We start from the raw sequence: 23758 nt of genomic DNA, 5'->3' as shown, positions 1-23758 counted from the left end.
GTCGGCGGGGCTGCGAGGCGCGGGACCCCGGCTCCGCCGCATTCGGCGGAGCCGGGGACCAGGGCGAGGGGGCGTTCCACGGCGTAGCGGGGGCGGTCCCGCGTCAGGGCAGGCCGCCGTCAGGTGTTCGGTTGCCCGGGGCCGCCCGCCTGCTCGCGCACCTCATGGACGGTGTCCCCGCCCACCTCGCGCAGCCCCTGCGCGGTGTCCTGTCCGGCGTGCTGGGCCTGCTCCTTGGTGGTCCGGGCCGCGTCCTGTGCCGTGGACTTGACCGCTTGCACCGCTTCGGCGGCCGGTTGGCGCAGCTCTTCCTTGACGTCCTGCGCTGCCTGGACGGCTTGTTGCTTCACCGGTTCGAGCAGGTCATCGGCGTGCTCGCGCAGTTGCTGACCCGCTTGCTCCTCCGCCTTGCTGGTCGGCAGCAGCGCGGCCGTCAGCATGCCGGCGCCGAAGGCGATGAGGCCGGCCGCGAGCGGGCTGCCCTGCGTCTGCTGTTTGACCTGCGAGGGTGCCTGCTGGACGGCGTCACCGATCTGTCGGGTCGTGTCCTTGGCGGTATCGGCGAGGCTTCCTGCCGCCTGACTGGCGGAGTCCGCGAAACCGTGCGCGGTGTCCGCGACGTTCCCGACGGTGTCGCTGGTCGTACCCATCACACGCTCCTTGATGCCGGTCAGCCGGCCCCGGGCCGCGCCGACCTTGCGCTGGGCCACCCTGCGTGGGGTCACCTTGTCCGCCAGAAGGTCGACATTGCGGGCCAGATGGGCACGCCGGTACTCCACGTCGGTCCTCAGCTCGTCGGGTGTCGTGCCCATTGGGCGTCCTCCTTCAGGGTTTCCACGGTCTGTTCGGGCTTGAGGTTCACGGTGCGCAGGCGCTTGCGGCCCGTGCTGTACAGCACCGCTGCGACCACCGCCCACACGGCGGTGACGATCAGTGCCGCCCAGGCGATGTCCATGACATTGGCGAGGGCGAAGATCACGGTCAGGCTGCCCAGGAGCAGGACGAGGTGACCGGCGTAACCTGCCCCGCCCAGCATGCCGAAGGCCTTGCCGGCCTTGGTCGACTCCTGCTTGATCTCCGCTTTGGCCAGCTCTATCTCGTCGCGGACCAGCTGCGACAGATCGGTGCTGATTTCGCTGAGCAGGTCACCGATCGACGGCTCGTCCGGCTTGGCGGAGCGCGGGGCCGTCGGGTGCTGGGCGTCGGTGCCGACGGATTCCGGGAACTGTGTGGCCACCGCTCAGCTCCCCTGGTTCGGCCCCGGCCGGCCCGGGTAGGGCGGCGAAGGCGGTGGCGGAGGGGGAGGCGCGGCCGTAGCGGGCCCCGCAGGCGTGGGCGGCTGTCCGTATCCCGGTGCGACGGGCGGCGGCTGGATCTGACCGGGGGTTTCTGGGGGACTCTGGTACCCGGCTCGGGGGGTACCGGCACCCGTCACCGGAGGCCGGGAAGGGCTACCCGGGCTTGAGGGAGCCCGGTGCTGCTCACTCTCAGCGCCCGAACCGGGCGTAGCGGACGAGCCGGCGGCGCTGATTCCCTTGCCGGCCCGCGCCACGGCGAAGCCCGCCAGCGCCGCGCCCGCCAGGAACACACCCGGGCGGCGCCGCGCGAAGTCCTGCAGATCACTGACGAGGCCATCCGGCCCGCGCTGCTCCAAGCGGGAAGCCACCTGATGACCGCCGTCGGCTATCTGGCGCACCACTCCCGCGGCGCTCGAATCGGGCTTGCCGCTCGCGCTCATGTCCCGCAGCTCATCCGCCAACCGGCGTACGTTCTCCGCCAGGCGCTGCGTCTGGGACTGGGCCTGGTCCTGGAGCTGACCACGCAGCTCTCCCACCACGTCACGCGCCTGGGCCGTGGCCTCGTGAGCCACTCCTGCCGCTTGTTCCTTCGCGGTCCCGGCCACCTCGGCGGCCTCCTCGCCCACCAGCCCGGCGCCTTCCGTCGCCTTGTCCTGAGCTGTCTTTGCCACCGCCGCCGGCCTGCTCTGGTCCGGGCGGCTCGTGCCCTGGAAGTCGCTCAAAGCTCCTCCTGGTCAATCGAAGCGATCGGTTGTCTGGCACCCGTCGCGTACCCCTATCGCAGCCACGTACCGCTCGTCTTTGGGGGGCACTGACGCCATGGCCGGTTACCCCGGCCCGGGCTCGTACGCGTCGGCGGGGCTTCGGCTGCATTCCAGTCCCCACGCTGCCCCAAGCAGGCCACCTCCGCATGTCGGGCCGAGGGCTACGAACGTCAGGGCGAGCGCGGCTGCGGGGCCGTGCGGGGTGAGGCAGGCTGGACGCATGGACGGTTCCGATGCGCCCGGGGCGAGATCGCGACGGTTTCCACCGACACCGCGAAGCGTGGCGTCAGCCCGGCGTTTCGTCGGGACCGTGCTGGACGAAGCCCCGTCGGACCTGATCAGTACCGCTCAGCTTCTGGTCAGCGAGCTGGTGACGAACGCGGTTCTGCACGCGCGCACCGAGGTCGAGGTGTCGGTCAGGCCCCTTGGAGGCGGGGCGGCCGTGAAAGTGACTGATCGCTGCGCGTCACGCGGCCTGGTGCCTCGCGGCGGCCGTCCATACGCCGGTACGGGGCACGGGCTTGGCATCTTCGAGGAACTCGCGTCCCGCCGCGGAGTGGATGTCAACGGGGAGCGCAAGACAGTGTGGTTCGAACTGTCGCCCGATAATGCGCCGATTGCGCCACCGTCACCGTCACCGTCACCGTCACCGTCACCGTCACCGTCACCGTCACCGTCACCGCCAGGATGGAACGCCGCGGCGCCGCCCGCCGGTCCTCGTACGACCGTGACCCTGATGGACATGCCGCGCGACCTCTGCGCGGCATCCGAGCAGCACCGGCACGCGCTGTTGCGTGAACTCGTGTTCGCCGCGACAGCCCGGGACAGTCTCGGTGTGCGATCGGAGGACCTGGCCACCGCTCACGACATGAACAACCTGCTCACCGCGGGCCTGCGGGTCGCGCTGGGGGAGCACCACCCCCAGACGAACATCCTCTCCCTGACGCTGTCGGTCCCGGCCGACGCGGCCGTCGCGGTGACGACGCTGCGCAGCGTCCTCGGCCAGGCCGAAGACGCGGCTCGCGAGGAGCGCCTCCTCACCCTGCCCTCCCTCCCGCTCAACCGGCTCTTCCGCAAGTGGCTGCTCGATCAGGTCATCGGCCAGCTCGACGGCGGCTCCGCCGCCCCGTGGTCCTTGCTGACGGTTCCCACGGAGCCGGGTCTCAGCCCCTCGGAGCTGGTGCCGTGGGACGTGGGCCATCTGCGGGCCAGCAGGGTTCCGACCATCGCCGCCGATGACTCGAACCGCATCGTCGCGGCGAACGGACCGGCGGCGGACATGCTCGGCTGGGACGCCGACGCGTTGATCGGACAGAGGCTGACCGCGCTCATCCCCGAGCACCTGCGGGCGCGTCACCTCGCGGCGTTCAGCTCATTGCTGCTCACCGGTGAGGCGCGCATTCTGGGCCGCTCGGTGCCATTGCCCGCGCAGCACCATGACGGCCACATGATCCCCGTACGCCTGACCATCCGGACTCAGGAGCTGGCCGACGGCCGCACCGTGTTCGTGGCGCACCTCGTTCCCAGGGGCGCCGCACCCGTCCACTCCGGGCGGAACCAGCTCGCGGTGGCGCAGAAATTCACCGAACCGCAGCTGCCCCCGGCACCGGAACGCCACAGACCGGTGAACGGTACGCGCACGGACATGTCGGCCCTTGAGCGGCTCTCCCTGATGGCCAACACCAGCAGTGCGCTGAGCGACACCTTGGATCTCGGTGCGGGGCTGCAGCGGGCGGGACAGATCATGACAGAACGCCTTGCCGACTGGTGCACGGTGGACCTGTTCGACGACGCCACGCGAATGGACCGGGTCTGCGTCGTCCACCGCGATCCGCCCGCGGGACTGCGCCCGGAGGCGTACGAGGGCAGACTCCCCCCGCTGGCGGAGGGCGCGCGGGGTCCGCTCGCCCGTGTGCTGCGCGGCGCGGGGCCGTTGCTGCTCGACGGGGTTCCCCCGGCGAGTCCGGGCGGGAGCCCGCTGGACACCCAGTACGCGGAGCTGTTCGAGCGGATGGGCACGACGAGCGCCGTCGTCGCTCCGCTGCGAGCGCGCCGGGAGGTCTTCGGCGCCTTGACGGTCGGCCGCACCATCTGGAGTCACCCGTTCACCGAAGAGGATCTGTCCCTGGTCGACGACCTGGTCCGCACCCTCGCTCTGGGAGTGGACAGCGCCCGCCTCCACCAGGACACCCACAACGTCGCCGAACGTCTGCAGCGGGCTCTCCTGCCCAGGCTGCCGGAGGTGGAGTGCTTCCAGCTGGCCGCCCGGTACGCGCCTTCCTCCACCACCGCGCAGGTCGGCGGCGACTGGTACGACAGCTTCGTCGTGTCCCACGGAACCGCGCTGGTCATCGGAGACGTCACGGGACACAATCTCGACGCGGCCATCGCCATGAGCCAGCTGCGCAGCATGCTCCGCGGTATCGCCGTCGACCGCCAAGAGCCGCCTGAAGCGGTCCTGCGCCGCCTGGACGTGGCCAACCACAGCCTGTACGAGGAAGCCACTGCCACCTGCTTCTACGGTCTGGTCAAGGGCCCCTCCGGTGGGCCCTGGCAACTGCACTACTCCTCCGCCGGGCATCCACCGCCGCTGCTGACAACCGCTGAGGGCGCCACTCACTTCCTCGACGAAGGCGCGGGCCTGCTGCTCGGAGTGGACCCCGACATACCCCGCCCCGAAGCGACCGTCACGCTCCCCGCCCACTCGACGCTGTTGCTCTACACCGACGGCCTCATCGAACGCCGGGACGAAACCCTCGACGACTCCATGATGCGGCTCGCCCGGCACACCGCCGACCTGGCGCGTGAACCCCTGGACGCGTTCTGCGACGAACTCCTCATCCGTCTGGGCGCCGACAGCCCCGATGACCTCGCCGTCCTCGCCGTCCGCCTCACGCCGCCCTACCGCCGACAGGTCTGCGACTAGGAGCAGTTCGGGGCCGCCGGACGCCCCGCGAACCGGTCCGCGAGGTAGGTCATGGCCTCCGCGTTCGCCGCCTGGATCGGCCAGAGGTGGTCGGCGACCGGTGGGCGGCCCGTGGTGTCGTACGTCTTCCAGGTCAGCGGCACGCCCTGGGTGCAGTACTGCTGGTGCAGGGCGTCGGCCTGGTTCGGTTCGACGAGGGCGTCCTGGGTGGCGTGGTACTGGAACACCGGCACCTTGATCGTCGTAGTGGCGCCGAGGGTGTTCTCCGTGTAGCGGGCGACCCAGGGCGCGTCGACGAGCGGACTGCGCGTGACGTACGTGGAGAGCGGCTTGTTGCCGTACTTGTTGATCATTTCGAGGGCGCAGCCGCCCGCTTCGAGGTCGGCGACCATGGCGCGTCCCGCGTCATTGAGCACGTCGCCGAAGTTGAGTTCCGGGTAGGCGTTGTCGAGGCCTATCAGGGCGTAGAAGAGGAAGCCGGAACCGGGCCGGCCGTTGAGCGGCAGGGCGACCTCCATGAGGCTGCCGGGGACGCCGCCCGCGACGATGCCCTTGAGCTTGAGCTCGGGCGCGTAGTCCGGCTGGAACTCACCCGCCCACAGCGCGGCGCCGCCGCCCTGCGAGTAGCCGCGGAAGGCGACCGGCGCGTCGGCGGAGAGCCCGGTGGCGGGCAGGCGCTGGGCGGCGCGGACGGCGTCGATGAGGGCGGGGCCAAGGGATTTGCCGACCATGTAGGTGGTCCTCGGTCCGGGCCGGTAGCCCTCGTAGTCGGGGATGGCGACCGCGTAACCCGCCCTGAGCATGGCATTGATGACCCACTGTTCGTACAGGGCGCCCTTGGTGATCATCCGGGACGGGGCGCAGCGGAAGGCGGGGCCCTGGGTGCCGGGTCCCCAGCCGACGATGGGCCGTGCGGCGGGGGTGCCGCCCGTGGGGACCAGGACGGTGGCGGTCACCGCGTGCGGCCTGCCGAGCGCGTCGGTGGACCGGTACATCACCTGCCAGGTGTCGGCCAGGGCGCGGGGCGTAGGAGTGCCGGGGTCGACCTTGCGGGAGCGGATCACGTCGCCGGGCCTCCCGTCGGGCAGGGCGGATGGCGGTAGGTAGAAGCCGTCCGGCGGCAGCGCCGCGGCGGCCCCCGTGGAGGGGGCCCGGCGGGGTTCTCCGCCCGCCGGGCTCGCGGAGAGGGTGCAGGCCGCGAGGATCAGGGCGAGGACGGCGGTGAGCCGACCCGCCCGGCGGGATACCGGTCTGGGCATGTCACTTCCCTTGGCTGTAGGTCGCGCGGCTGTAGATCTGGTGGCTATCGATCGCGTGGCTATAGGTCGCGGCGGGCGATCACTCGGTAGGCGTTGCTCAGCGAGGTCCGCCGCAGGACGGGAGCGAGCAGCAGGTCGAGGCCGTACGCGGCGAGGACAAGCGGCAGCGCGGCGAGCGCCACCGTCCAGCGGGCGGCCACCGCGACCCGTCCCGGCCGCTTCGCCAGCCAGGGCGCGTCCTCCTCCGGCATGGCGCGGGCCGCCCAGAACCAGGTGGCGCAGGCGAGGTCGGCCGGGATGTGCTGGTTGCCGCGGCGGTGGGCGGACACGACGGTGAAGCCGATGCGTTCCAGTTCGCGGCAGAGGTTTCCGATGGGCACGAAGTGCAGGTGCTGGGGCTGGAACCAGGGTATCCAGCGCCCGCGAAGCAGCCTGCCCAGGGGGGATTCGGGGTTGGGGACCTCGATGAGGAGGTGTCCGCCAGGCCGCAGTGCGGTGCGGGCGGCGGCGAGTTCGTCGCGCGGGTGCGGGGTGTGCTCCAGGTAGTGGAACATGCTCACCGCGTCGTAGCGACCCGCCATATCGTCGGCGAGATCGATGAGTTGCCCCCGGTAGGCGGCCGCGATCCGCCCCTCCTTCATGGCGCGCTCGACGCTCTCGCCCATGTCGAGGCCGTCGAACTCGGTGTCCTGGAGCTCCTCCTTGGCCGTCACGCAGAAGTGGCCGTGCGAGGTACCGACGTCCAGCCAGCGTCGCGGGCTCGCATGGGTGCGCAGGGCGCGGGCGCTGTGCCGGAAGCGCTTCGCGCTGCCGCGTCCGGCGAACATCTTGGCCGTGGCCTCCTCGCCCAGGCCGTCGTAGAAGTCCCCGTAGTAGAAGTCGAGGCCCTCGGCGGTCAGCCGCGGGTTCTGGAAGATGTGCCCGCAGTCGCGGCACTCGTCGAGGACGAAGGTGCCCGGCTTGTTCTGCACATGGTCCCGGCTGCGCAGCCTGTGGCGGAGCCGACCGGAGGAGCACCAGGGGCAGGTGGTGCGCGGTGTCTGGAAGAACCGGCCCGTTCCCGCGGCCAGTTGGCGCTGGTAGTGGGGCCTGCGTTCGGCTATATCGGCAGTCCGTGCCATGGGTTCTCCTGCTCTTCGATGGCGAGCTGTTCGAGATGGGCGGCCGCGGTGGGCGCTCCGCCCGCCTCCCGGAAGGAGTGGCTGACGCGGCGGGCGGCCACCGCGAAGCGGGGCTGGTGCAGCACGGCCTCCAGGGCGGAGCCGACCGCCTTGGCGTCGGCCCGCCCGAACCGCACCCGCACGCCCGCGCCCACGGCGGTGACCTGGGCGGCGACCACGGGCTGGTCGTCGCGGATCGGGGCGACCACCAGGGGGACGCCGTGCCACAGGGCCTCGGTGACGGTGTTGTGCCCGGCGTGGCAGACGACGGCGTCCGTGCGGGCGAGGAGGGCGAGTTGGGGCACTGCGGGGCGGATCAGGACGTCGTCGTCGGCGCGCGGCGGACCGAGGACCCCGCCGGGGTCGACGACCACCGCGCGCAGTTGGCGTGAGCGGGAGCGTACGGCGTCGACGCACTGGGTGAGGAAGCGGGCGCCCAGCGCGGTGTTGGCGGTGCCGAGGGAGATCAGGGCCAGGGACCGGCCGTCGCCGCCGTCGACCCACTCCCAGGGGAAGTCGGCGGCTTCTTCGCGCGGGCCGAGGGCCGGGCCGACGAAGGACACCGGGCCGCGGTCCGGCGGCCGTGGACCGATGAGTTCGCTGGTGGAGAAGACCAGCGTGAGCCGGGGCGAGAAGCGTGGGTCGTAGCGGGCCGAGGGGTCGCCGAGGCGCAGCCGCAGGCCTTCAAGGAGGTCGGTGATCCACTGGTCGACCTTCGGGATGCCGACGAGGCTGCCGGACAGCTCCGCGGAGGTCGTCGAGGAGGTGACGTAGGGGACACCGAGCCGCTCCGCGACCAGGGCGCCCGCGACCGCCTGCTGGTCGACGACGAGCAGGTCGGGCCCGAACTCCATGACGGCGGTGGTCACTCCGGGCGCCATGGCATACGCGAGGGGTGCGAGGAATTCGTCCCACAGGAACTTCAGAGCGGCAACGCCGCGCAGGTCGCGGGGCCTGTCGTCGATGTTCGGCGCGCCGGCGCAGGGGAAGACGGGGCTGTCGGCGATGACCAGGTCCTCCAGAACGGCGGGCTGCCCGGCCCAGGCCACCTGGTGGCCCCGTCCCGCGAGTTCGGCGGCGACGGCCGAGGCCGGGTTGACGTGGCCGGCGAGCGGCGGCACCACGAAGAGGAACCGGCTCATCGGGCACCGCCCCCGCACAGCAGCCGCCGCACCGTCCAGTCCAGGGCGAGGGTGCCGACGCGTTCGGCGTCCTCGACCAGGACCGAGTGCTTCTGGCCGGGCACCACGACGGCATCGCAGTGCGGCAGCAGCTTCGCCAGCCGGGCGGACTCCTCGGCGACGAGGCCGTCCTGGCCGTTGACCAGCAACACCGGGCAGTCCAGGGCCCGCATTTGGTCGTCGGTGAGCGTACGGCCGCCCGGGATGTCCTCAACGATGGACGTGGTGGCGATCAGCCGCCCGGCCGCGCGGCCGAGGCGTGCGATGTGCGCGTCGTGCAGATCGTCGCCCTGCCGGGTGGAGGCGAGCGCCCCGTACTCGGCGACGAACCAGGCGAGCGCCTCCTCCTCGGACCGCGCCCCGGTCACCTGGTGCAGCGCCCCGCTCATGGTCGCGGACCAGCCGTGCGTCGCGGGCCCCGACTCGACGACGGTGACGCAGGACGTACGCGCCGGATGGTGCACGGCGAAGTCCAGGGCCACGGTGCCGCCGAAGGAGTTGCCGAGCAGATGCACGGGCTCGTGGATGCCGAGGACGTCGAGGAGGGCGGCGAGGTCGTCGCTGAAGTCCTCCAACGTGTAGCCGCTGGGCGGGCGTTCGCTGCGGCCGTGCCCGCGCAGGTCGTACATGAGGACGTCGAATCCGGCGTCCGCGAACTGCGGACCGAGGGTGAAGTAGAAGCTGGCGAGGCTGTCGATGAAGGCGCCGTGCACGAAGACGACGGTGGGCGCGTGCCCGTCCGCCGTCATGGCGCGCGGTCGCGGTCCGGGCCGGTGAGGCAGCTGCTGCACATGGTGGTCGAGGCCGTTGGCCCGAACCCTGGCCACGGTCAGTCTCCCGCGCCGGGCCGCAGGGCGCGGCAGATGTACGCGACGAGATCGCCCACGGTCAGGGAGATGATCTCGTCGAGTTCCAGACTCGCCAGGTAGGAAGCGAAGTTGGCGTCCGGTCCGTACCACTCGGCGAGCAGCCCGGCGAGGGTCACCAGGTCGATGCTCTCCATCTCCAGGTCGTCGCCGAAGCGGGTGTACATGCCGATCGACGCGGGGTCCGGGGCGTAGTCGCCGAGCACCGTCGTGATCATCTCGGTGATCTCGACGAGCACGTGGCGCTCGTCGGGCGGAGCGGTCGTCTTCACAGGCCGTTCTCCTTCACAGGTCGCTGTCCTTCCAGAGGTCGCTGTCCTTCACAGGTCGCTGTCGTTCACAGGTCCTTGTCCTTCACTGTCCAGGCCACGACGTAGTCCTTGCTGGGGCTGGGTGATCCGGGCGGCGTGGGCGCCGGGACGTGTTCGCAGCGCACGTGGTGGCGCTGCCGCTCCGTCTCGACGATCAGTCCGTACGGGCGTACCGCGCGGACGGCGAACCTGCGCGGTCCGCCGCGCAGGCCGACGCCCTCGGCCTTGGCCGCGGCTTCCTTGGCCGCCCAGAAGCGGGTGAACCAGAGGGCCTCGTGCTCCCCGCCGGCCGTGCTGAGCCCGGCGAGCAGGGCGTGTTCCCGTTCGTCCAGAGCGAGGGGATAGGTACTCTCGGCCCGCTCGGCGACGACCTCGACGTCGATGCCCACGCCCGTGCCCGGGTGCTCCCGTTCGGCACACGGCCGTACGAGGGCGACGGCGGTCTCCGCCCGGTGGGCAAGGGAGAGATCCAGGGCGGGCAGCTCCCGGCCGTGCAGGCCGACGGCGTACGGCCGTCCCTCGGCGTCGTTGCGGACGGCGATCTCGGCGGGGTACACCGCTTGTTCGCCCTGCTGCCACAGCCAGTGCCGCACCGCGTCCTTCGCGGCGATCCTGCCGAGCAGCCACTGGCGGCGGCCGCGCGGCGGACGCGTCTCGTACGCGGCCCGCTCGGCGGCGCCCAGCTGGGTGCGCATGACGAGGTCGCGCGAGGCCAGATCGGGCCAGGCGTCGGTGAGCAGCGTCCAGCCGCCGGGCCTGGCCTCGGACAGGGCGCGGCGCTCGGGGTAACCGCCGGGGCGGTCGGCGCCGGGCACGTCGAAACGGCGGTCCTGCCAGCCGGTGATCTCGGCCAGGACCGTGCCCCCGGTAACCAGTTGGACGTCGGCGGTGAGGGCGGGGGCGGTGAGGGAGGTGACCTTGACGTGACACTCGACGGGGGTACCGGGCGCCGGGTGCGGGCCGAAGAAGCGGAAGGTGTGCATCCGTACGGGGAAGACGACATTGCGCTCGCTGCGTTCGGCCAGGATCCAGTGACCGAGCAGCTGGCCCACGTTGTCGAGCAGCGCTCCGGGGGCGGCCGGCGTGGTGATCGTGCCGCGGACGTGCCGGTCGCCGATGGCGGTCAGCTCGGTGACGCCCTGGAAGGCGGGGCCGTGGAACATCCACCGGTCCCGGTACAGCTCCTCGGCGGTGATCGCGCAGGGCCGCTCGTCCGCGTCCTGGCGCCAACGGGCGGGCGGGCGTCCGGGATAGCCGTCGGCGAGCTCCAGGACGGCTCTCGCGTACGGCCCGAACGTCACCCGCACCAGGCGCTCGTCGGGCTCGGAGGTGACGACGACCTCGACCCGGGTGGCGGGTTCGGCCCCCAGCCACTGCTCGAACCGCACGTCGTGCACCGCGACGACCCGCCGCCCGGGGCGGGCCCGCTCGGCGGCCTCGGTCATGTGGTGTACGACGGTGGTCGCGGGGACGACCGGATGCCGGTCGGCAAGCTCGGGCCAGCCGGGGCGCTGCGGGATGAAGCAGTGGTCGAGGAGGTGGGGCATGGCGGTGGTGCTGATGAGGAGTGGGGACCGGTGGAGGGGCGGCGTCAACTGCGCCGGGTCGGGGACCCCGGGGGGCTGAGCTGCCGGGGCGCGGGGCGCCGCCGCACCCGATGCGGGCATCGCCCCCGCACCGGCGGACTCAACTGCCGACGCGTCAGGCACCGCCGCCGCACCGGGGCGCGGGGCAGCCCCTCCCGTCGATGCCGGCCCCCGCGCGGCAGCGGCAGCCGGTGGCCGCGTGCGGGTGGTGTGCCCGGCGGGCGGAGACGGGGCCTCCTGGGCAGCCGTCGTCCGGCCGACGAGGGGGGCGGGGGCGTCGCGCGGCACGGGGGCGTTGCGGGGCGCGGAGGCACCGTCCGGCACGGAGGCATCGTCCGGCACGGGGGGCCGCGACGTCGATGCGGACCCTGCGAACAGCGCCACCGCCGTCTCGGCCGCGAGCGCAGGCGGGGTCCCCCGGGCCGTCGTCGCCCGGCCGACCGGGGGCGCGGGAGCATCGTGCGGCGCGGGAGCCCGCGACGCCCGTGCGGCCGCTGCGAACAGCGCCAACGCCGCGTCCGCCGTCTCGGCCGTCTCGGCCGCAGGCACAGGCCCGGACTCCCGGTCGGCCATCACCCAGCCGACCGGGGGCACGGAGGCATCGTCCGGCACGGGAGCCCGCGACGCCCGTGCAGCCCCTGCGAACAGCGCCACCGCCGTCTCGGCCGCAGGCGCAGGTCGGGCCCCCCGATCCGGCATCGCCCGGCCGACCGGGGGCGCGGGAGCATCGTCCGGCACGGGAGCCCGCGACGCCCGTGCGGCCCCTGCGAACAGCGCCACCGCCGTCTCGGCCGCAGGCGCAGGTCGGGCCCCCCGATCGGGCATCGCCCGGCCGACCACGGGCGCGGGAGCATCGCGCGGCGCAGGGGCCCGCGATGCCCGTGCAGCCCCTGCGAACAGCGCCACCGCCGCGTCCGCCGTCTCGGCCAGTGCGGCCCGTAGTTCGGCCGCAGCGGGGAAGCGGGTCGAGAGCGCGTCCAGGGGGGCCGGCGTGGCCGATGGGATTTGGTCCATCGCGGCCAGCAGGTCCGCACGCAGTTCCGCCCGTACGCCGGGCGGCAACGACACCGACGCGGCGCCGAGGTCGAGACGTACCGGCGTCCGGGCGGAGGAGTGATGGGGCGGCATCGCGCCCTCGGCCCGGCGGGTGGGGCTGCCTTCGGTCCACAGGGCGTTCACCACTCGGCGCAGTTGGGCGAGTCCGCCGCCGCGGGGCGTGTCTGCGGCGACGGTCAGGGCCTCACGGCCGGCCAGGGTGTCGTCGATCAGGGAGCTCAGGCGGCCGGTGCCCACCTGGACGAAGGCCCGGTATCCGGCCGCGTACATCGCGTCGATCAGCGGCCTGAACCGGACCGGCTCAAGAAGGTGGCGTACGAACAGGTCGCGGACGTCGTCCGCGGCCGAGGGGAAGGGTGCCGCGGTCGTGCCCGACCAGACGGGGACGCGGGGCGTGCGCACGGGCGCGCGGTGGACGCCGTCCGTCAGCGGGCGCAGATAGGGGGCGAGCATCGGTGTGTGGAAGCCGGAGCGGAACGGCAGGACCTGGGCGACGATCCGCTGCCCGCGGAAGTCGCGTACCAGCGCGTCGACCGCGTCCTTCGGGCCGCAGATCATGGACTGGGCCGGGGAGTTGTCGTGCGAGAGGACCACGTCGGTGCGGGAGCCGAGCGCTTGGAGGACCCGCTCGGCGGACGTGCCGAGCGCGGCGAAGGCGACGCCGGGGACGCGCAGCGAGTCGGGGTCGAAGTCCGCGAGCAGGGCGTCGGCGGTGGCGGCGTCGTACAGGCCGCCCGCGAGCATCGCGGACCATTCGCCGATGCTGTGTCCGGCCACCGCGTCGGGTTCGATGCCGAGGGCGCGCAGGGCTCCGTCCAGTACTCGGCCGACGGACAGTACGCCGATGCCGTGGCGCCCGACGTCGCCGACGACCGCCTCGTCTTCGGTCGGCAGAGGCAGCCCGAAGTGCCGGGCGACTTCGGCCACTTGGGGGGCGAACTCCGCCTCGAGGCCCGGGAAGACGAACGCGAGCTTGCCGCCCGCCTGCGCAGTGAGCAGGGGCTCCGGGGCGAACCACACGTCGCCCCGGCCCCGCCAGGCGCGCCCCTTGGCCACCGCGCGGCGGGCCAGGGCGAGGCGTCTGGCGTCGGGGGCGACGATCGCGAGGCGGACCCGGCCCGGGGGCGGTTCGGTGTCCGCGCGGGCGCGGGCGCGAAGCGCGGAGTCGGGCGCGGCCAGTTGGCCGGCGAGGAGCTCGGGGCTTTCGGCGGTGAGACGGAGTACCGGTTCCGGCTCACGGACGGACGGACGGGCCGGTGCGGCAGTGGGTCTCGGGGCCTGTTCGAGGACGACGTGGGCGTTGATCCCGCCGAAGCCGAAGGCGTTGACCGCGGCTCTGCGGACCTCGGCGTCCCAGGGCCGGGCCGCGCTGAGCGGCCGGAAGCGGGTGGCCGCCAGCGCGGGGTGCGGATCCTCGCAGTGCAGGGTCGGCAGCAGGGTCGCATGGTGCAGGGCCAGCGCGGCCTTCACCAGGCCGGCGACGCCGGCGGCCGGCATGGTGTGCCCGATCATCGACTTCACCGAGCCGATGACCCCGCGCGGCTCGCCGTCGGGTGGCCCGAACACCTCTGCCAGCGTGGCGAGTTCGGCCGCGTCCCCGGCCGGGGCCCCGGTGCCATGGGCTTCGAGCAGGCCGAGGGCGCCGGGTGCGCGCGGGTCGAGCCCGGCCGTACGCCAGGCCTGGCGTACGGCCCGGGCCTGGCCGCCCGGGTCGGGGCTTACCAGGCTCGCCGCGCGGCCGTCGGCGGCGACGCCCGTGCCGCGGATGACGGCGTAGATCCGGTCCCCGTCCCGGGTGGCCTCGGTGAGGCGCTTGAGGACGAGGATGCCGGTGCCCTCGCCGATGAGGATGCCGTCGGCCTTGGCATGGAAGGGGCGGCTCCGTTCGGAGGGGGACAGGGCGCCGAGGCGGGTGAAGACGCTCCACAGGGTGATGTCGTGGCAGTGATGGACACCGCCCGCCAGCATCATGTCGCAGCGCCCGGTGGCGAGTTCGGCCACCGCCTGGTCGACGGCGATGAGCGAGGAGGCGCAGGCCGCGTCCGTGGTGTACGCGGGTCCGCGCAGGTCGAGGCGGTTGGCGATGCGCGACGCGGCGAGGTTGGGGACGAGTCCGATGGCCGCCTCGGGCCGGTCGGGGCCGAGCTGCGCGGCGAAGGCGTCCTTGATGCGGGTGAGCCGCTCCGGGCCGAGCTCCGGAAGCAGCTCGCCCAGGGTGTGGGCGAGTTGACGTGCCGTGCGCACCCGCTGATCGTTGCGGGCCTGGGCCGGGGTGAGGTAGCCGCCGCGGCCGAGGACCACGCCGATGCGGTCGCGGTCCGGAAGGCGTTCCTCGCCGCCCGCGTCGGCGATGGCACGGGCCGCGACCTGGAGGGCGATCAGCTGATCGGGTTCGGTCCCGGGCACGGAGTCCGGCATCACGCCGAACCCGGCCGCGTCCACCGAGGCGTACTCGTCTACGAAGCCGCCGCGTCCGCAGTAGATCGGCTCCGGGTAGAGGGAGGCGTCCCAGCGGTGCCCGGGCACCTCGGAAATGGCGTCGGCCCCGGAGGTCAGGTTGCGCCAGTACGTGTCCAGGTCGGGGGCACCGGGCAGCAGAACCGCCATGCCGACGATGGCTACGTCCGTCATCGCGACCTCACCAACCCGACGCGGTCAGGACGACGGATGACGACGCCGGGTCGCCCCAGGCGAGTTCGCGGAGCAGGGCCAGCGCTCCCTCGTCGGGGTCGATCAGGTCGACGCCGCGGCGTGCGTAGTCGCGGGCCAGTTCCGGGGTGACCATGCCGGTGTGGCGGCCGGTGGGGGCCCAGGGGCCCCAGTGCACGGTGAGTGCGCGGTGCCCGGTGCGGGCGGACCAGTCGGCGCCGAGGCTCTCCAGGGCGTCGTTGGCGGCGGCGTAGTCGCACTGGCCGCGATTGCCGAGTACGGCGGCGACGCTGCCGAACAGCACGGCACGTAATGGGCTTTGTCCTTCGGTGAGTGCGGCCGCCGCGTCCAGGAGGTGGCGGGCGCCGTCGACCTTGGTGCCGTAGACGCGGCCGAACGACTCGGCGTCCTTGTCGGCCATCATCCGGTCCTCGATGACGCCCGCGCCGCCGACGACGGCATCGATCCGGCCGTGCTCGGCCATGACCTCCTTCAGGGCACGCTCGACGGCGTCCGCGTCGCGCAGATCGACGGTGTGATAGCGGGCGGGGCTGCGGAGTTGCTCCAGCTCGGCGAGGGTGGCGGCGACTTCGCGCTGGGCCAGGAACAGGCCGGCGGCCCGGTCGACCTCGGCCGGGGAGCGGCCGCCCTGCGCGGCGAGCGCCGCCCGCAGTCCGGCCCGGTCCCGCGCCGCGGCCGTGGCCGGGGCCTCGGGGACGCCGGGCAGCGGGGTGCGGCCCAGGAGTTCGACGCGGCAGCGTGCCGCCGCGGCCAGGGCCAGGGCGAAACGGGCCGTGATGCCGCGCCCGCCCCCGGCGAGGACCACGACCGACTCGGCGGTGAGACCACAGGCCGCGGCCTCGGCGGCGCCCTCTCCCGAGGGGACCTCTCCCGCGGGGACCGCGCCACGGTGCGCGGACCGGCCCAGGGGGGCCGGCCGTGGGCTTGGCGCGAAGCGGCCCTCGGGCGTGTGGTCGACCACGGGCTCGCGGTCGGGTGCCCCGAGCTCGGCCACCAGGGCACCCGCGAGTTCCGCGTCCTCGGGCCACTCGGCCAGGCGCACCAACCGGACCTCCGTATCCGGGTATTCGCGCGCCGCCGTACGGAACAGACCGGGCAGACCGGCCCCTGCCGTGCCGGACGCCGGGCAGGCCGCGATCAGCCAGGCGGGGCGGCGGGCGAGCGCGGCGGCGAGCCCCGCGAAGCCCGTGGGGAGGGCGGGCCCCGCGTCGTCCGCGAGCGCGCAGAGGTGGACGACACCGTCCAGCACTCCGAGGGCCTCCGTCAGCACCTGGTCGCGGCCGACCGGCACGGCGTCCGCCCCGCGCAGCCGCAGCTCGGCGACCACGCGGTCGGCCACCCGGCTCGCCCGATCGGCCCGCGGGGCGCCCTGATCCGCGCCCGCCGCCGCGGTGCGGCCCGCGGGCGCGTCGCCGAGCACCGCGAACCGCTTTCCGGTCAGGTCCACGTCCGCCGCCTCGGGCAACGGCCCCAGCGGCACCCGCGCGACCACATACCGCTTGGGGATCGAGCCGTGGAGGGCCGCCGACGTCACGGGCACGGAGGCGCCGGGCGGCCCGCCGTCGGCCTCGGGCGTGATGGGGACGCCGGTCGACTGGACCCTGCCGGGGCCCGGGACGGCTTCGCCGGGTACCGGAAGGGGACTTGGGGAGGCGGGGGAGGTACCACCACCGCTGTCGAACTCAGGGGACGTGCCGCCGCCGTGCCCCACGGACGAGAAGGAGCCCTGCCCGACGCCCACACCGTCGGGGTGGGCCTGCCGCTCCGTCAGCCACCGCGTGATCGCCCCCGCCGTGCGTGCCCGGGACAACTCCTCGAGCGACGCGTCGTCGAGACGTACCGCGTCCGCTCCCCCGCCGAGCAGGGCCGAGAGCTCCCCGGCGATCTCGGTGCGCTTGATGGAGTCGATGCTGAGGTCGGCCTCCAGGTCGAGGTCGGGCTCGATCATGTCCGCCGGGTAGCCGGTGCGGTCACTGATGATCTGCAGGACGGCGGCGAGCAGGTCCGCACCGGGCGCGGGCTCCTGCCATACGGGCACAGGTACGGGTTCCCGCTCCTGCCAGGCGGGACCCTGCTCCTGCCGAGCGGGCTCCGACTCCGTCTCCTCCACGTGGGCGCCCGGACCGCCGAAGCGGGCGAGCAGGACGTCCCGTTGGGCCGCCACCATCTCCCGGCTGCCCCGGAGGAACTCCATGAGCAGCGCGTCCCGGCCACCGTGGTCTCCCCTCACCTCGGGCACCTCGGTCACCCCGGCTTCCAGGGTGACGCGTCGGGCCGGTCGCAGTGCGCCGGGCAGGGGTTCGCCCGAGGCGTCCCGGACGAGGTGGCCGTCGACTGTCCAGGCGGCGGGCCGGGTGGGCGCGGGCGCTTCCAGGTCGACGGTGGGGCGGCCGTGGAAGAGCCACCCGGTGGCCACGGGCACACCCGCGACCGCGAGCCGGGCCAAGGCGCTGAGGAAGCCGGGCAGTCCGGCGCCGACCTGCGGTTCGGTTGGGATCGCCCGGTGCGGGCGGTCGCCGAGGATGTGCCCGACGAGTCCGGTCAGTACGCTGCCGGGGCCCGCCTCGACGAAGATCCGTGCCCCGGCCGCGTACATCGCCTCGATCTGCTCGGCGAACCGGACGGGCGCGGCGATCTGGGCGGCGAGCCCGGCGCGGATCGCGTCGGGTGAGGCCGGGTAGGGCGCGGCGGTGGCGTTCGCCCACACCGTGCACTCCGGTGTCCGTACGTCCACCTCGGCGAGGTGTTCGGCGAAGGCCGGTCCCGCACCCGCGACGAGCGGGCTGTGGAAGGCGCAGGCGACGGGCAGCGGCGTTGCGCTGTGCCCGGCGTCGCGCAGTGCGGTCACCGCGTCCCGTACCGCGTCGGTCGGGCCGGAGACGACGCTCTGGGCGGGGGTGTTGAGGTTGGCCAGGACCACCCGGTCGGCCAGGCCCGCGGACCGCAGGGCCCCCAGGGTCGGGGCCGCGCCCGCCGCGATCACGGCCATGGCGCCGGGGTCGTCGCCCGCGGCATCGAGGATGGCCTGTGCGCGGCGGCCGCTGAGCACGATCAGGTCGTCCGGCGCGAGGGCGCCCGCCGCGCACAGGGCGACGAGTTCGCCGTAGGAGTGCCCGGCGGCCATCTCCGGCCGCACTCCGGCGCGGGCGAGCAGATCGGCGGTGGCCAGCCCCGCAATGCCCAGGGCCGGTTGGGCATTGCGGGTGTCGGTGAGCCCGGCGCGCTGTCGTACCTCCGCGTCGGGGTCGAAGCCGGCGGGCGGGTAGAGCGCGGGAGCGCAGGCGGCGCCCACGCGGAGGTGCTGCTGCAATTGCGGGAAGGCGATGAGCAGTTCGCCTCCCATGCCGGGGCGTTGGCTGCCCTGGCCGGGGAAGAGGAAGGCGATCCGGCCACCGGGCGCGCTCTCATCGGCGCTCCCAGGGGCGCTCTCAGCGGCGCTCCCAGTGGCGCTCCCAGTCGCGCTCCCAGTCGCGCTCGCGAGGAAGACCCCGGCGGCCGGGTCGTGTTCCCCGGCCAGGGCTCGGTGCAGCAGTCCGGGCAGGCCCTGCGGGTCGGGGGCGACGACGGCGATGCGTACCGGTCCGGTGCACCGCGCGGCGCGCCGAGCGGTGGTGGCCGCGAGGTCCCGCAGGCGTGGGGTGGCCGGCTGTCGCTCGATCAGGTCGAGGAGCCGTCGCACTTCGTGGGCGGCGCCTTCTTGGTCGTGGCCGTGGAAGGTGAACAGTTCGGCGGGCCAGTGGGCGTGCCCGTGCGCGGGGGGTGCGCCGCCTTCGTGGGCGCGCAGGACCACATGGAAGTTGGTGCCGCCGAAACCGAAGGCGCTGACGCCCGCCCGGCGTTCGGCGGGTGCGGCCGCCCAGGGGCGGGCGCCCGTATGGAAGACGAAAGGGCTGGTGTCCTGGTCCCAGGCGGGGTTGGGGCGGGTGAGCTGCCGGGTGGGCGGCAGGACGCCGGTGTGCAGGGCCAGCGCCGTCTTGATGAGTCCGGCGAGTCCCGCGGCGCACTTGGTGTGCCCGATCTGGGACTTGACCGAGCCGAGCGCGCAGCCGCCGGTGGCGGCCCCGGCCTCGGTGAACACGTCGGTGAGCACGGCCAGTTCGGTGCGGTCGCCGACCACGGTGCCGGTGCCGTGCGCCTCGATGAGGCCGACCTCGGCCGGTGAGACGCGGGCCTGGAGGTAGGCGCGTTCGAGGGCGGCGCGCTGGCCCTCGGGGTGGGGTGCGGTCAGGCCGAGGGAGCGGCCGTCGCTGGAGCTGCCCACTCCGCTGATGACGGCGTAGACGCGGTCGCCGTCGCGTTCGGCGTCGGCGAGCCGCTTGAGTACCACGCAGGCGACGCCCTCGCCGAGCGCGATGCCGTCGGCACGGGCGTCGAAGGTGCGGCAGCGGCCGGTCGGGGACAGGGCGCCCACGGAGGCGAAGAGGAGATAGTCGTTGATGCCGTTGTGGAGGTCGGCACCGCCGCACAGCACCAGGTCGCTGGTGCCCTGGACGAGTTCCTTGCAGGCGACGTCGACGGCGGCGAGCGAGGAGGCGCAGGCCGCGTCGACCGTGTAGTTGGCACCGCCCAGGTCGAGGCGGTTGGCGATGCGGCCGGAGATGACGTTGGCGAGCATCCCGGGGAAGGAGTCCTCGGTGAGGCGGGGCAGCTGCCCGGACAGGGCCTCGGGCACGGCGTCGAGGTACGAGGGCAGGACGGTGCGCAGCGTGGTGGCGTTGGCGAGGTCGCTGCCCGCCTCGGCGCCGAACACGACCGAGGCGCGGGAGCGGTCGAAGGCGCGCTCCGCGTATCCGGCGTCGTCGAGTGCGCGGCGGGCCGCTTCGAGGGCGAGGAGCTGGACGGGCTCGATGGCGCCGAGCGACGCGGGCGGGATGCCGTACGACAGCGGGTCGAAGGGGATCCGGGGCAGGAAGCCGCCCCACCGCGAGGGTGTGCCGACCCCGTCGGCGTTGTGGTACACGGCCGGGTCCCAGCGGTCGGCGGGGACTTCGGTGACGGCGTCGGTCCCGTCGAGGATCTGGGCCCAATAGGCGTCGAGGCCGTCCGCCCGCGGGAACATGCAGGCCATGCCGACCACGGCGACATCCAGCGGTGCGGGTGCCTGGACGGCCTGTGGTGCGGGGAGGGGGAAGCGGGTGCGCAGGAGGGTGGCTCGTCGCGCCAGGAACTCCTCTGCTCCGCCGCCGACTTCGGTATGCAGGGCGCGGATCGTGGTCGCCCGCGTGCGCAGCAGGGACACCTGCCCGGCCATGAACATTCCGGCGGTCAGCTGACGCCGCTCGTCGGCGGGGGCCAGGTCCCCGTCGCGGCGCTCCACGCCCTTGCTCGCGATGCGGAGACGGCCCAGGTTCAGGCGCTCAAGCTCCTCCCGGATCCGCTCCCGCGCAAGGCCCTCGTCCCGCAACCTCCGCTCCTGGGCGCTGAATTCGTCGGTGAAGGGGCTCGGCACACAGCGGGTCGCGTGGCCGGGCGCGGTGTGCAGGAGCGCGGTGGTCCGCGCCGCGACGACCTGCTGCTGGAAGGTCGGCTGTACGGCGCCGAGGGCGACCGCTTCCTCGGTGAAGAGGTACGCGGTGCCCATGAGGACGCCGGCCGCCATACCCCGCGCGGCGAGCGGCGCGGCGAGGGCCGTGACCATCGCCGAGGACCGCGCGTCGTGGATGCCCCCGGCGAACATCACCTGGGTCTGCGCCAGCGCCTCGGGGTGGTCGACCGCGTACTCCTCAAGTACCGCCAACTGCGCCTCCCATAAGGGGAATGAGGCGAGCGGTCCGACGTGCCCGCCGCATTCGGAGCCCTCGAAGACGAACCTGCGGGCGCCCGCCGCCAGGAACTGCCGCAGCAGGCCGGCCGACGGAACGTGCAGGAAGGTCCGGATGCCGGCGGCCTCGAGGCCGGCGGCCTGTCCGGGTCTGCCGCCCGCGATGACGGCATGGCTCGGCCGGGCCTCCCGTACCGCCGCGACCTGGGCGTCGCGGGTCGCCCCGTCGGTGAAGCCGAGGATGCCGACGCCCCAGGGGCGCTCGCCCAGCTCGGCGCGGGTGGCGGTGAGGAGGGTGCGGGCCTGTTCGCCGTCGGCGAGGGCCAGGGCCAGGAACGGCAGCCCACCCTCGTCGGCGACGGCCGCGGCGAACTCCGGCCGGTCGCTGACCCTGGTCATCGGGCCCTGGGCGATGGGCAGTTCAACGCCTTGGGGGCCTTCCCGGGACGCGTTCGCCACCGCTTCCGCGACGGCGGTACGTATCCCCTGCACGGCCCCCGCCGCCGTGCTCCACCGCGCGGCGAACCGGGCGGCCAGGAAGCCATCCTCGCCAACGGGGAGCGCCTGCTCCGCGTCGGGGTGGTGGAGGTGGTCGCCGTCCCCGGGGTGCGCGGCTTCCGGCCGCGCCGCACGTCGGCGCGGCACCCGTCCGCCGTCGGCGGTGACCGTCCCGGTGTCATCCATCGCCGCGAGCACCGCCCGTTCGCGTTTGGGCAGGGTGGACTCGGCGAGCAGGGCGAGCTGGGTGTCGAGGACGACACCGGCCGCGCCGCCGAGGACCGCGGCCGCGGCGGTGTACGGGCCGATGCCGCCGCACGCCCAGACGGGCAGCGGGACGGCGGGTTCGGCGAGGAGCTGCTGCAGGAGGACGAACGTACTGAGGTCCCCGATGCGACCGCCGCTCTCACTGCCGCGCGCGACCAGGCCGTCGACCCCGTCGGCCACCGCCCTGAGGGCCTCTTCGCGGTTGGTGACCTCGGCCAGGACCCAGTAGTAGCCGCTCAGTTCACTGGCCGGCCAGGCGGAGTCCACGCCGAGCAGCACGGTGTGCGGCCGCCCGTCCTGCACGGTGTGCGGCCGCCCGTCCTGCACAGTGTGCGGCCGCCCGCCCTGCAGCGTGTCCAGGTCGCCGGGGCGCAGGGCGCAGCGCTCCCCCACACGGACCCCGTAGCGGTCGGGCTCCCAGCGGGACAGCCGGGCCAGTTCCTCGCGGGTGTGCCGGTCGCCGGTTCCGAGGTCGAGTATGCCGAGGCCGCCGGCCCGGCACACCGCGCTCACCAGTCGCGCGTCCGGGCGGCCGAAAGGGCTCAGTCCAAGGACCGCGTCCGGGATTTCCTCAGAAGACAGCATCAGAACTCCGACCGCTCGGTGACACAGGCAATCACGTTGAATTGACAATCGAGCCGGAAGCGGAAGCTATCCGCGCCCCGAGAAGCAGGTCAAGAGCTGTTTCACCGCTTACCGAAGGCCTGTTGGTTTTTGGCATCGACACACAACTCAGGATTGCTTGTTACTCACTTCCAGATGAAGCAGATACCGAATCCAGGGAACTGAATTACCGGCGGTAAACGACACCTTGACCGCCCAACTACCCGTCAGTAGTTTACGGATCCGAAACAGGACCGTATTCACCCGTTCTGCTCGTTCACGCAGTACGAGAGGCAGCCCATGAGAGCTCATCGAAAGAGATCCGGGGTGCATGGCGCCCTGGCCGCGGTCGCGACCGCGGGACTGGTCACCGGCCTGCTCGCCGTCAGTGGAGGCACCGCGTCCGCCGGTCCGGTGCAGCTGGACCAGAAGTACACCTGCAAGTTCCCGATCATCAACAACGACCCGATCGAGATCCACATCTCCTCGGACATGCCCGCCACCATGAAGGTGGGCGAGACGGTGCCGGAGTACGACATCAAGGCCGTCACCAAGGTCAGCGCGCGGGCCGCCCAGGGCCTCGGCGTCATGGGCGCCGTGACGTTGGAGGGCAAGGCCACGGCGGATGTGGTCGTCACGCTGCCCGGTGGCGACGGAACCCTGCCGATCAAGGCGGTCAACACCGTCGCCAAGGCCAACATCCCCGACCCGGCCGCGGCGTTCGAGGTCAACGCCACCGGCAAGTCCCCCGGCGGTCTGCTGACCTGGGCCAAGGCCGGTACCGCCAAGTTCGATGTGAAGGGCCTCAAACTGCACAACATGATCGCCCGGGACGCGTCCGGCACTCCCGTCCAACTACCACCGTTCGGTGATGAGTTCGATGCCGCGTGCACGCTCAACGCGGGCCAGGCGACACTCCTGCACACGATGGAGATCCAGGCCGACGACCCCGGTCCCGGCCCGGACCCCACCACCGGCAAGCAGAACGTGAACACCAAGGTCACGCCCAAGCAGGGCGGCGGTCAGCTCACCATGGCCCAGGCGGGCGACACCGTCGCGCTGTCCCCGGTCGAGGAGGGTGCGGGCGGCAGCTCGACCGGCGATCTGCAGAAGGTGACCGTCAAGGACGCCCGTAACGGCGCCACCGGCTGGTCGCTCACCGGGAAGGTCACCGACTTCACGGGCGGCGCCGGCACCATCGGCGCGGACAAGCTCGGCTGGACGCCGTCCTGCGCGACGGCGGCCGGGTCTGCCAGTACCTGCGTGCCGGGTACCCGAGGGCCGGTCGGCACGGTGGGCGCCACGCTCGCGAGCGCCCCCGACGCGACACGAACCGGCGGCGAGTTCACGGTCGGCGCGGGCCTCGCGCTGGACGTACCGGCCACCGCGTCCGCCGGTGACTACGCGGCCGTGCTCACGCTGACGCTGACCTGACCCTTCTGTCCGACTGGTGGGGCGGGGGGGGGGGGGCGGGCCGGGGACCGCCTCGGCCCGGGGCCCCCCCAACGAAGCGGGGGCACCCCCAAAGCGGGGGGGCCCCCCAACCCGCCCC

12 protein-coding genes are annotated in these 23758 nt (G+C 73.4%); 3 read left to right on the top strand and 9 right to left on the bottom strand.

What is annotated here, in order from left to right:
* Window positions 1-119: 119 nt before the first annotated feature.
* Window positions 120-812, bottom strand: coding sequence for a DUF3618 domain-containing protein (locus ACWDVB_RS37795; protein ID WP_451519456.1), 693 nt, complete (start codon window positions 810-812; stop codon window positions 120-122).
* The gene (locus ACWDVB_RS37790) at window positions 788-1237 is read right to left on the bottom strand and encodes a phage holin family protein (protein WP_451519455.1); all 450 of its coding nucleotides are present in this window, start codon (window positions 1235-1237) and stop codon (window positions 788-790) included. The genes ACWDVB_RS37795 and ACWDVB_RS37790 overlap by 25 nt, the downstream gene beginning before the upstream one ends.
* 237 nt (window positions 1238-1474) lie before the next feature.
* Between ACWDVB_RS37790 and ACWDVB_RS37785 the strand changes: the two genes are divergently transcribed.
* Entirely contained in the window at window positions 1475-2113 is a 639-nt protein-coding gene (locus ACWDVB_RS37785) for a hypothetical protein (RefSeq protein ID WP_451519454.1), read from the top strand.
* A gap of 169 nt (window positions 2114-2282) precedes the next feature.
* Window positions 2283-4988 (top strand): SpoIIE family protein phosphatase, encoded by a 2706-nt coding sequence (locus ACWDVB_RS37780; protein WP_451519453.1) that lies wholly within the window; start codon window positions 2283-2285, stop codon window positions 4986-4988.
* Here ACWDVB_RS37780 and ACWDVB_RS37775 read toward each other — a convergent pair.
* The 7 genes from ACWDVB_RS37775 to ACWDVB_RS37745 all read right to left on the bottom strand — a co-directional run bounded on the left by ACWDVB_RS37775 (window position 4985) and on the right by ACWDVB_RS37745 (window position 22188).
* Window positions 4985-6247, bottom strand: coding sequence for a lipase family protein (locus tag ACWDVB_RS37775; protein ID WP_451519452.1), 1263 nt, complete (start codon window positions 6245-6247; stop codon window positions 4985-4987). The genes ACWDVB_RS37780 and ACWDVB_RS37775 overlap by 4 nt on opposite strands.
* 59 nt (window positions 6248-6306) lie before the next feature.
* Window positions 6307-7368 (bottom strand): methyltransferase domain-containing protein, encoded by a 1062-nt coding sequence (locus tag ACWDVB_RS37770; RefSeq protein WP_451519451.1) that lies wholly within the window; start codon window positions 7366-7368, stop codon window positions 6307-6309.
* A complete protein-coding gene (locus tag ACWDVB_RS37765; RefSeq protein ID WP_451519450.1) occupies window positions 7347-8549 on the bottom strand; it encodes a glycosyltransferase in 1203 nt (400 codons plus the stop codon). Before ACWDVB_RS37765 ends, ACWDVB_RS37770 begins: the two co-directional genes overlap by 22 nt.
* Window positions 8546-9415 (bottom strand): alpha/beta fold hydrolase, encoded by an 870-nt coding sequence (locus ACWDVB_RS37760; RefSeq protein ID WP_451519449.1) that lies wholly within the window; start codon window positions 9413-9415, stop codon window positions 8546-8548. Before ACWDVB_RS37760 ends, ACWDVB_RS37765 begins: the two co-directional genes overlap by 4 nt.
* A gap of 2 nt (window positions 9416-9417) precedes the next feature.
* Window positions 9418-9726, bottom strand: a complete 309-nt coding sequence (locus ACWDVB_RS37755; protein WP_451519448.1) for an acyl carrier protein — start codon at window positions 9724-9726, stop codon at window positions 9418-9420.
* Window positions 9727-9791: 65 nt separating this feature from the next.
* Window positions 9792-15038, bottom strand: a complete 5247-nt coding sequence (locus tag ACWDVB_RS37750) for a beta-ketoacyl synthase N-terminal-like domain-containing protein (RefSeq protein WP_451519447.1) — start codon at window positions 15036-15038, stop codon at window positions 9792-9794.
* A gap of 7 nt (window positions 15039-15045) precedes the next feature.
* Entirely contained in the window at window positions 15046-22188 is a 7143-nt protein-coding gene (locus tag ACWDVB_RS37745) for an SDR family NAD(P)-dependent oxidoreductase (protein WP_451519446.1), read from the bottom strand.
* Between the two features lie 345 nt (window positions 22189-22533).
* Between ACWDVB_RS37745 and ACWDVB_RS37740 the strand changes: the two genes are divergently transcribed.
* Complete coding sequence (locus ACWDVB_RS37740) at window positions 22534-23640, top strand: DUF6801 domain-containing protein (RefSeq protein ID WP_451519445.1); 1107 nt, start codon at window positions 22534-22536, stop codon at window positions 23638-23640.
* Window positions 23641-23758 lie beyond the last annotated feature (118 nt).

Source organism: Streptomyces sp. NPDC003379, from assembly GCF_053589195.1.
Note: the sequence above shows the minus strand (reverse complement) of the source record. Positions and strands in the feature narration are given on the sequence as shown.

Bases quoted from the DNA above. Each gene is read 5' to 3' on its own strand.
- ACWDVB_RS37780 (WP_451519453.1), top strand. From the start codon at position 2,283: ATGGACGGTTCCGATGCGCCCGGGGCGAGATCGCGACGGTTTCCACCG.
- ACWDVB_RS37750 (WP_451519447.1), bottom strand. From the start codon at position 15,038: ATGACGGACGTAGCCATCGTCGGCATGGCGGTTCTGCTGCCCGGTGCC.
- ACWDVB_RS37795 (WP_451519456.1), bottom strand. From the start codon at position 812: ATGGGCACGACACCCGACGAGCTGAGGACCGACGTGGAGTACCGGCGT.
- ACWDVB_RS37770 (WP_451519451.1), bottom strand. From the start codon at position 7,368: ATGGCACGGACTGCCGATATAGCCGAACGCAGGCCCCACTACCAGCGC.
- ACWDVB_RS37765 (WP_451519450.1), bottom strand. From the start codon at position 8,549: ATGAGCCGGTTCCTCTTCGTGGTGCCGCCGCTCGCCGGCCACGTCAAC.
- ACWDVB_RS37745 (WP_451519446.1), bottom strand. From the start codon at position 22,188: ATGCTGTCTTCTGAGGAAATCCCGGACGCGGTCCTTGGACTGAGCCCT.
- ACWDVB_RS37775 (WP_451519452.1), bottom strand. From the start codon at position 6,247: ATGCCCAGACCGGTATCCCGCCGGGCGGGTCGGCTCACCGCCGTCCTC.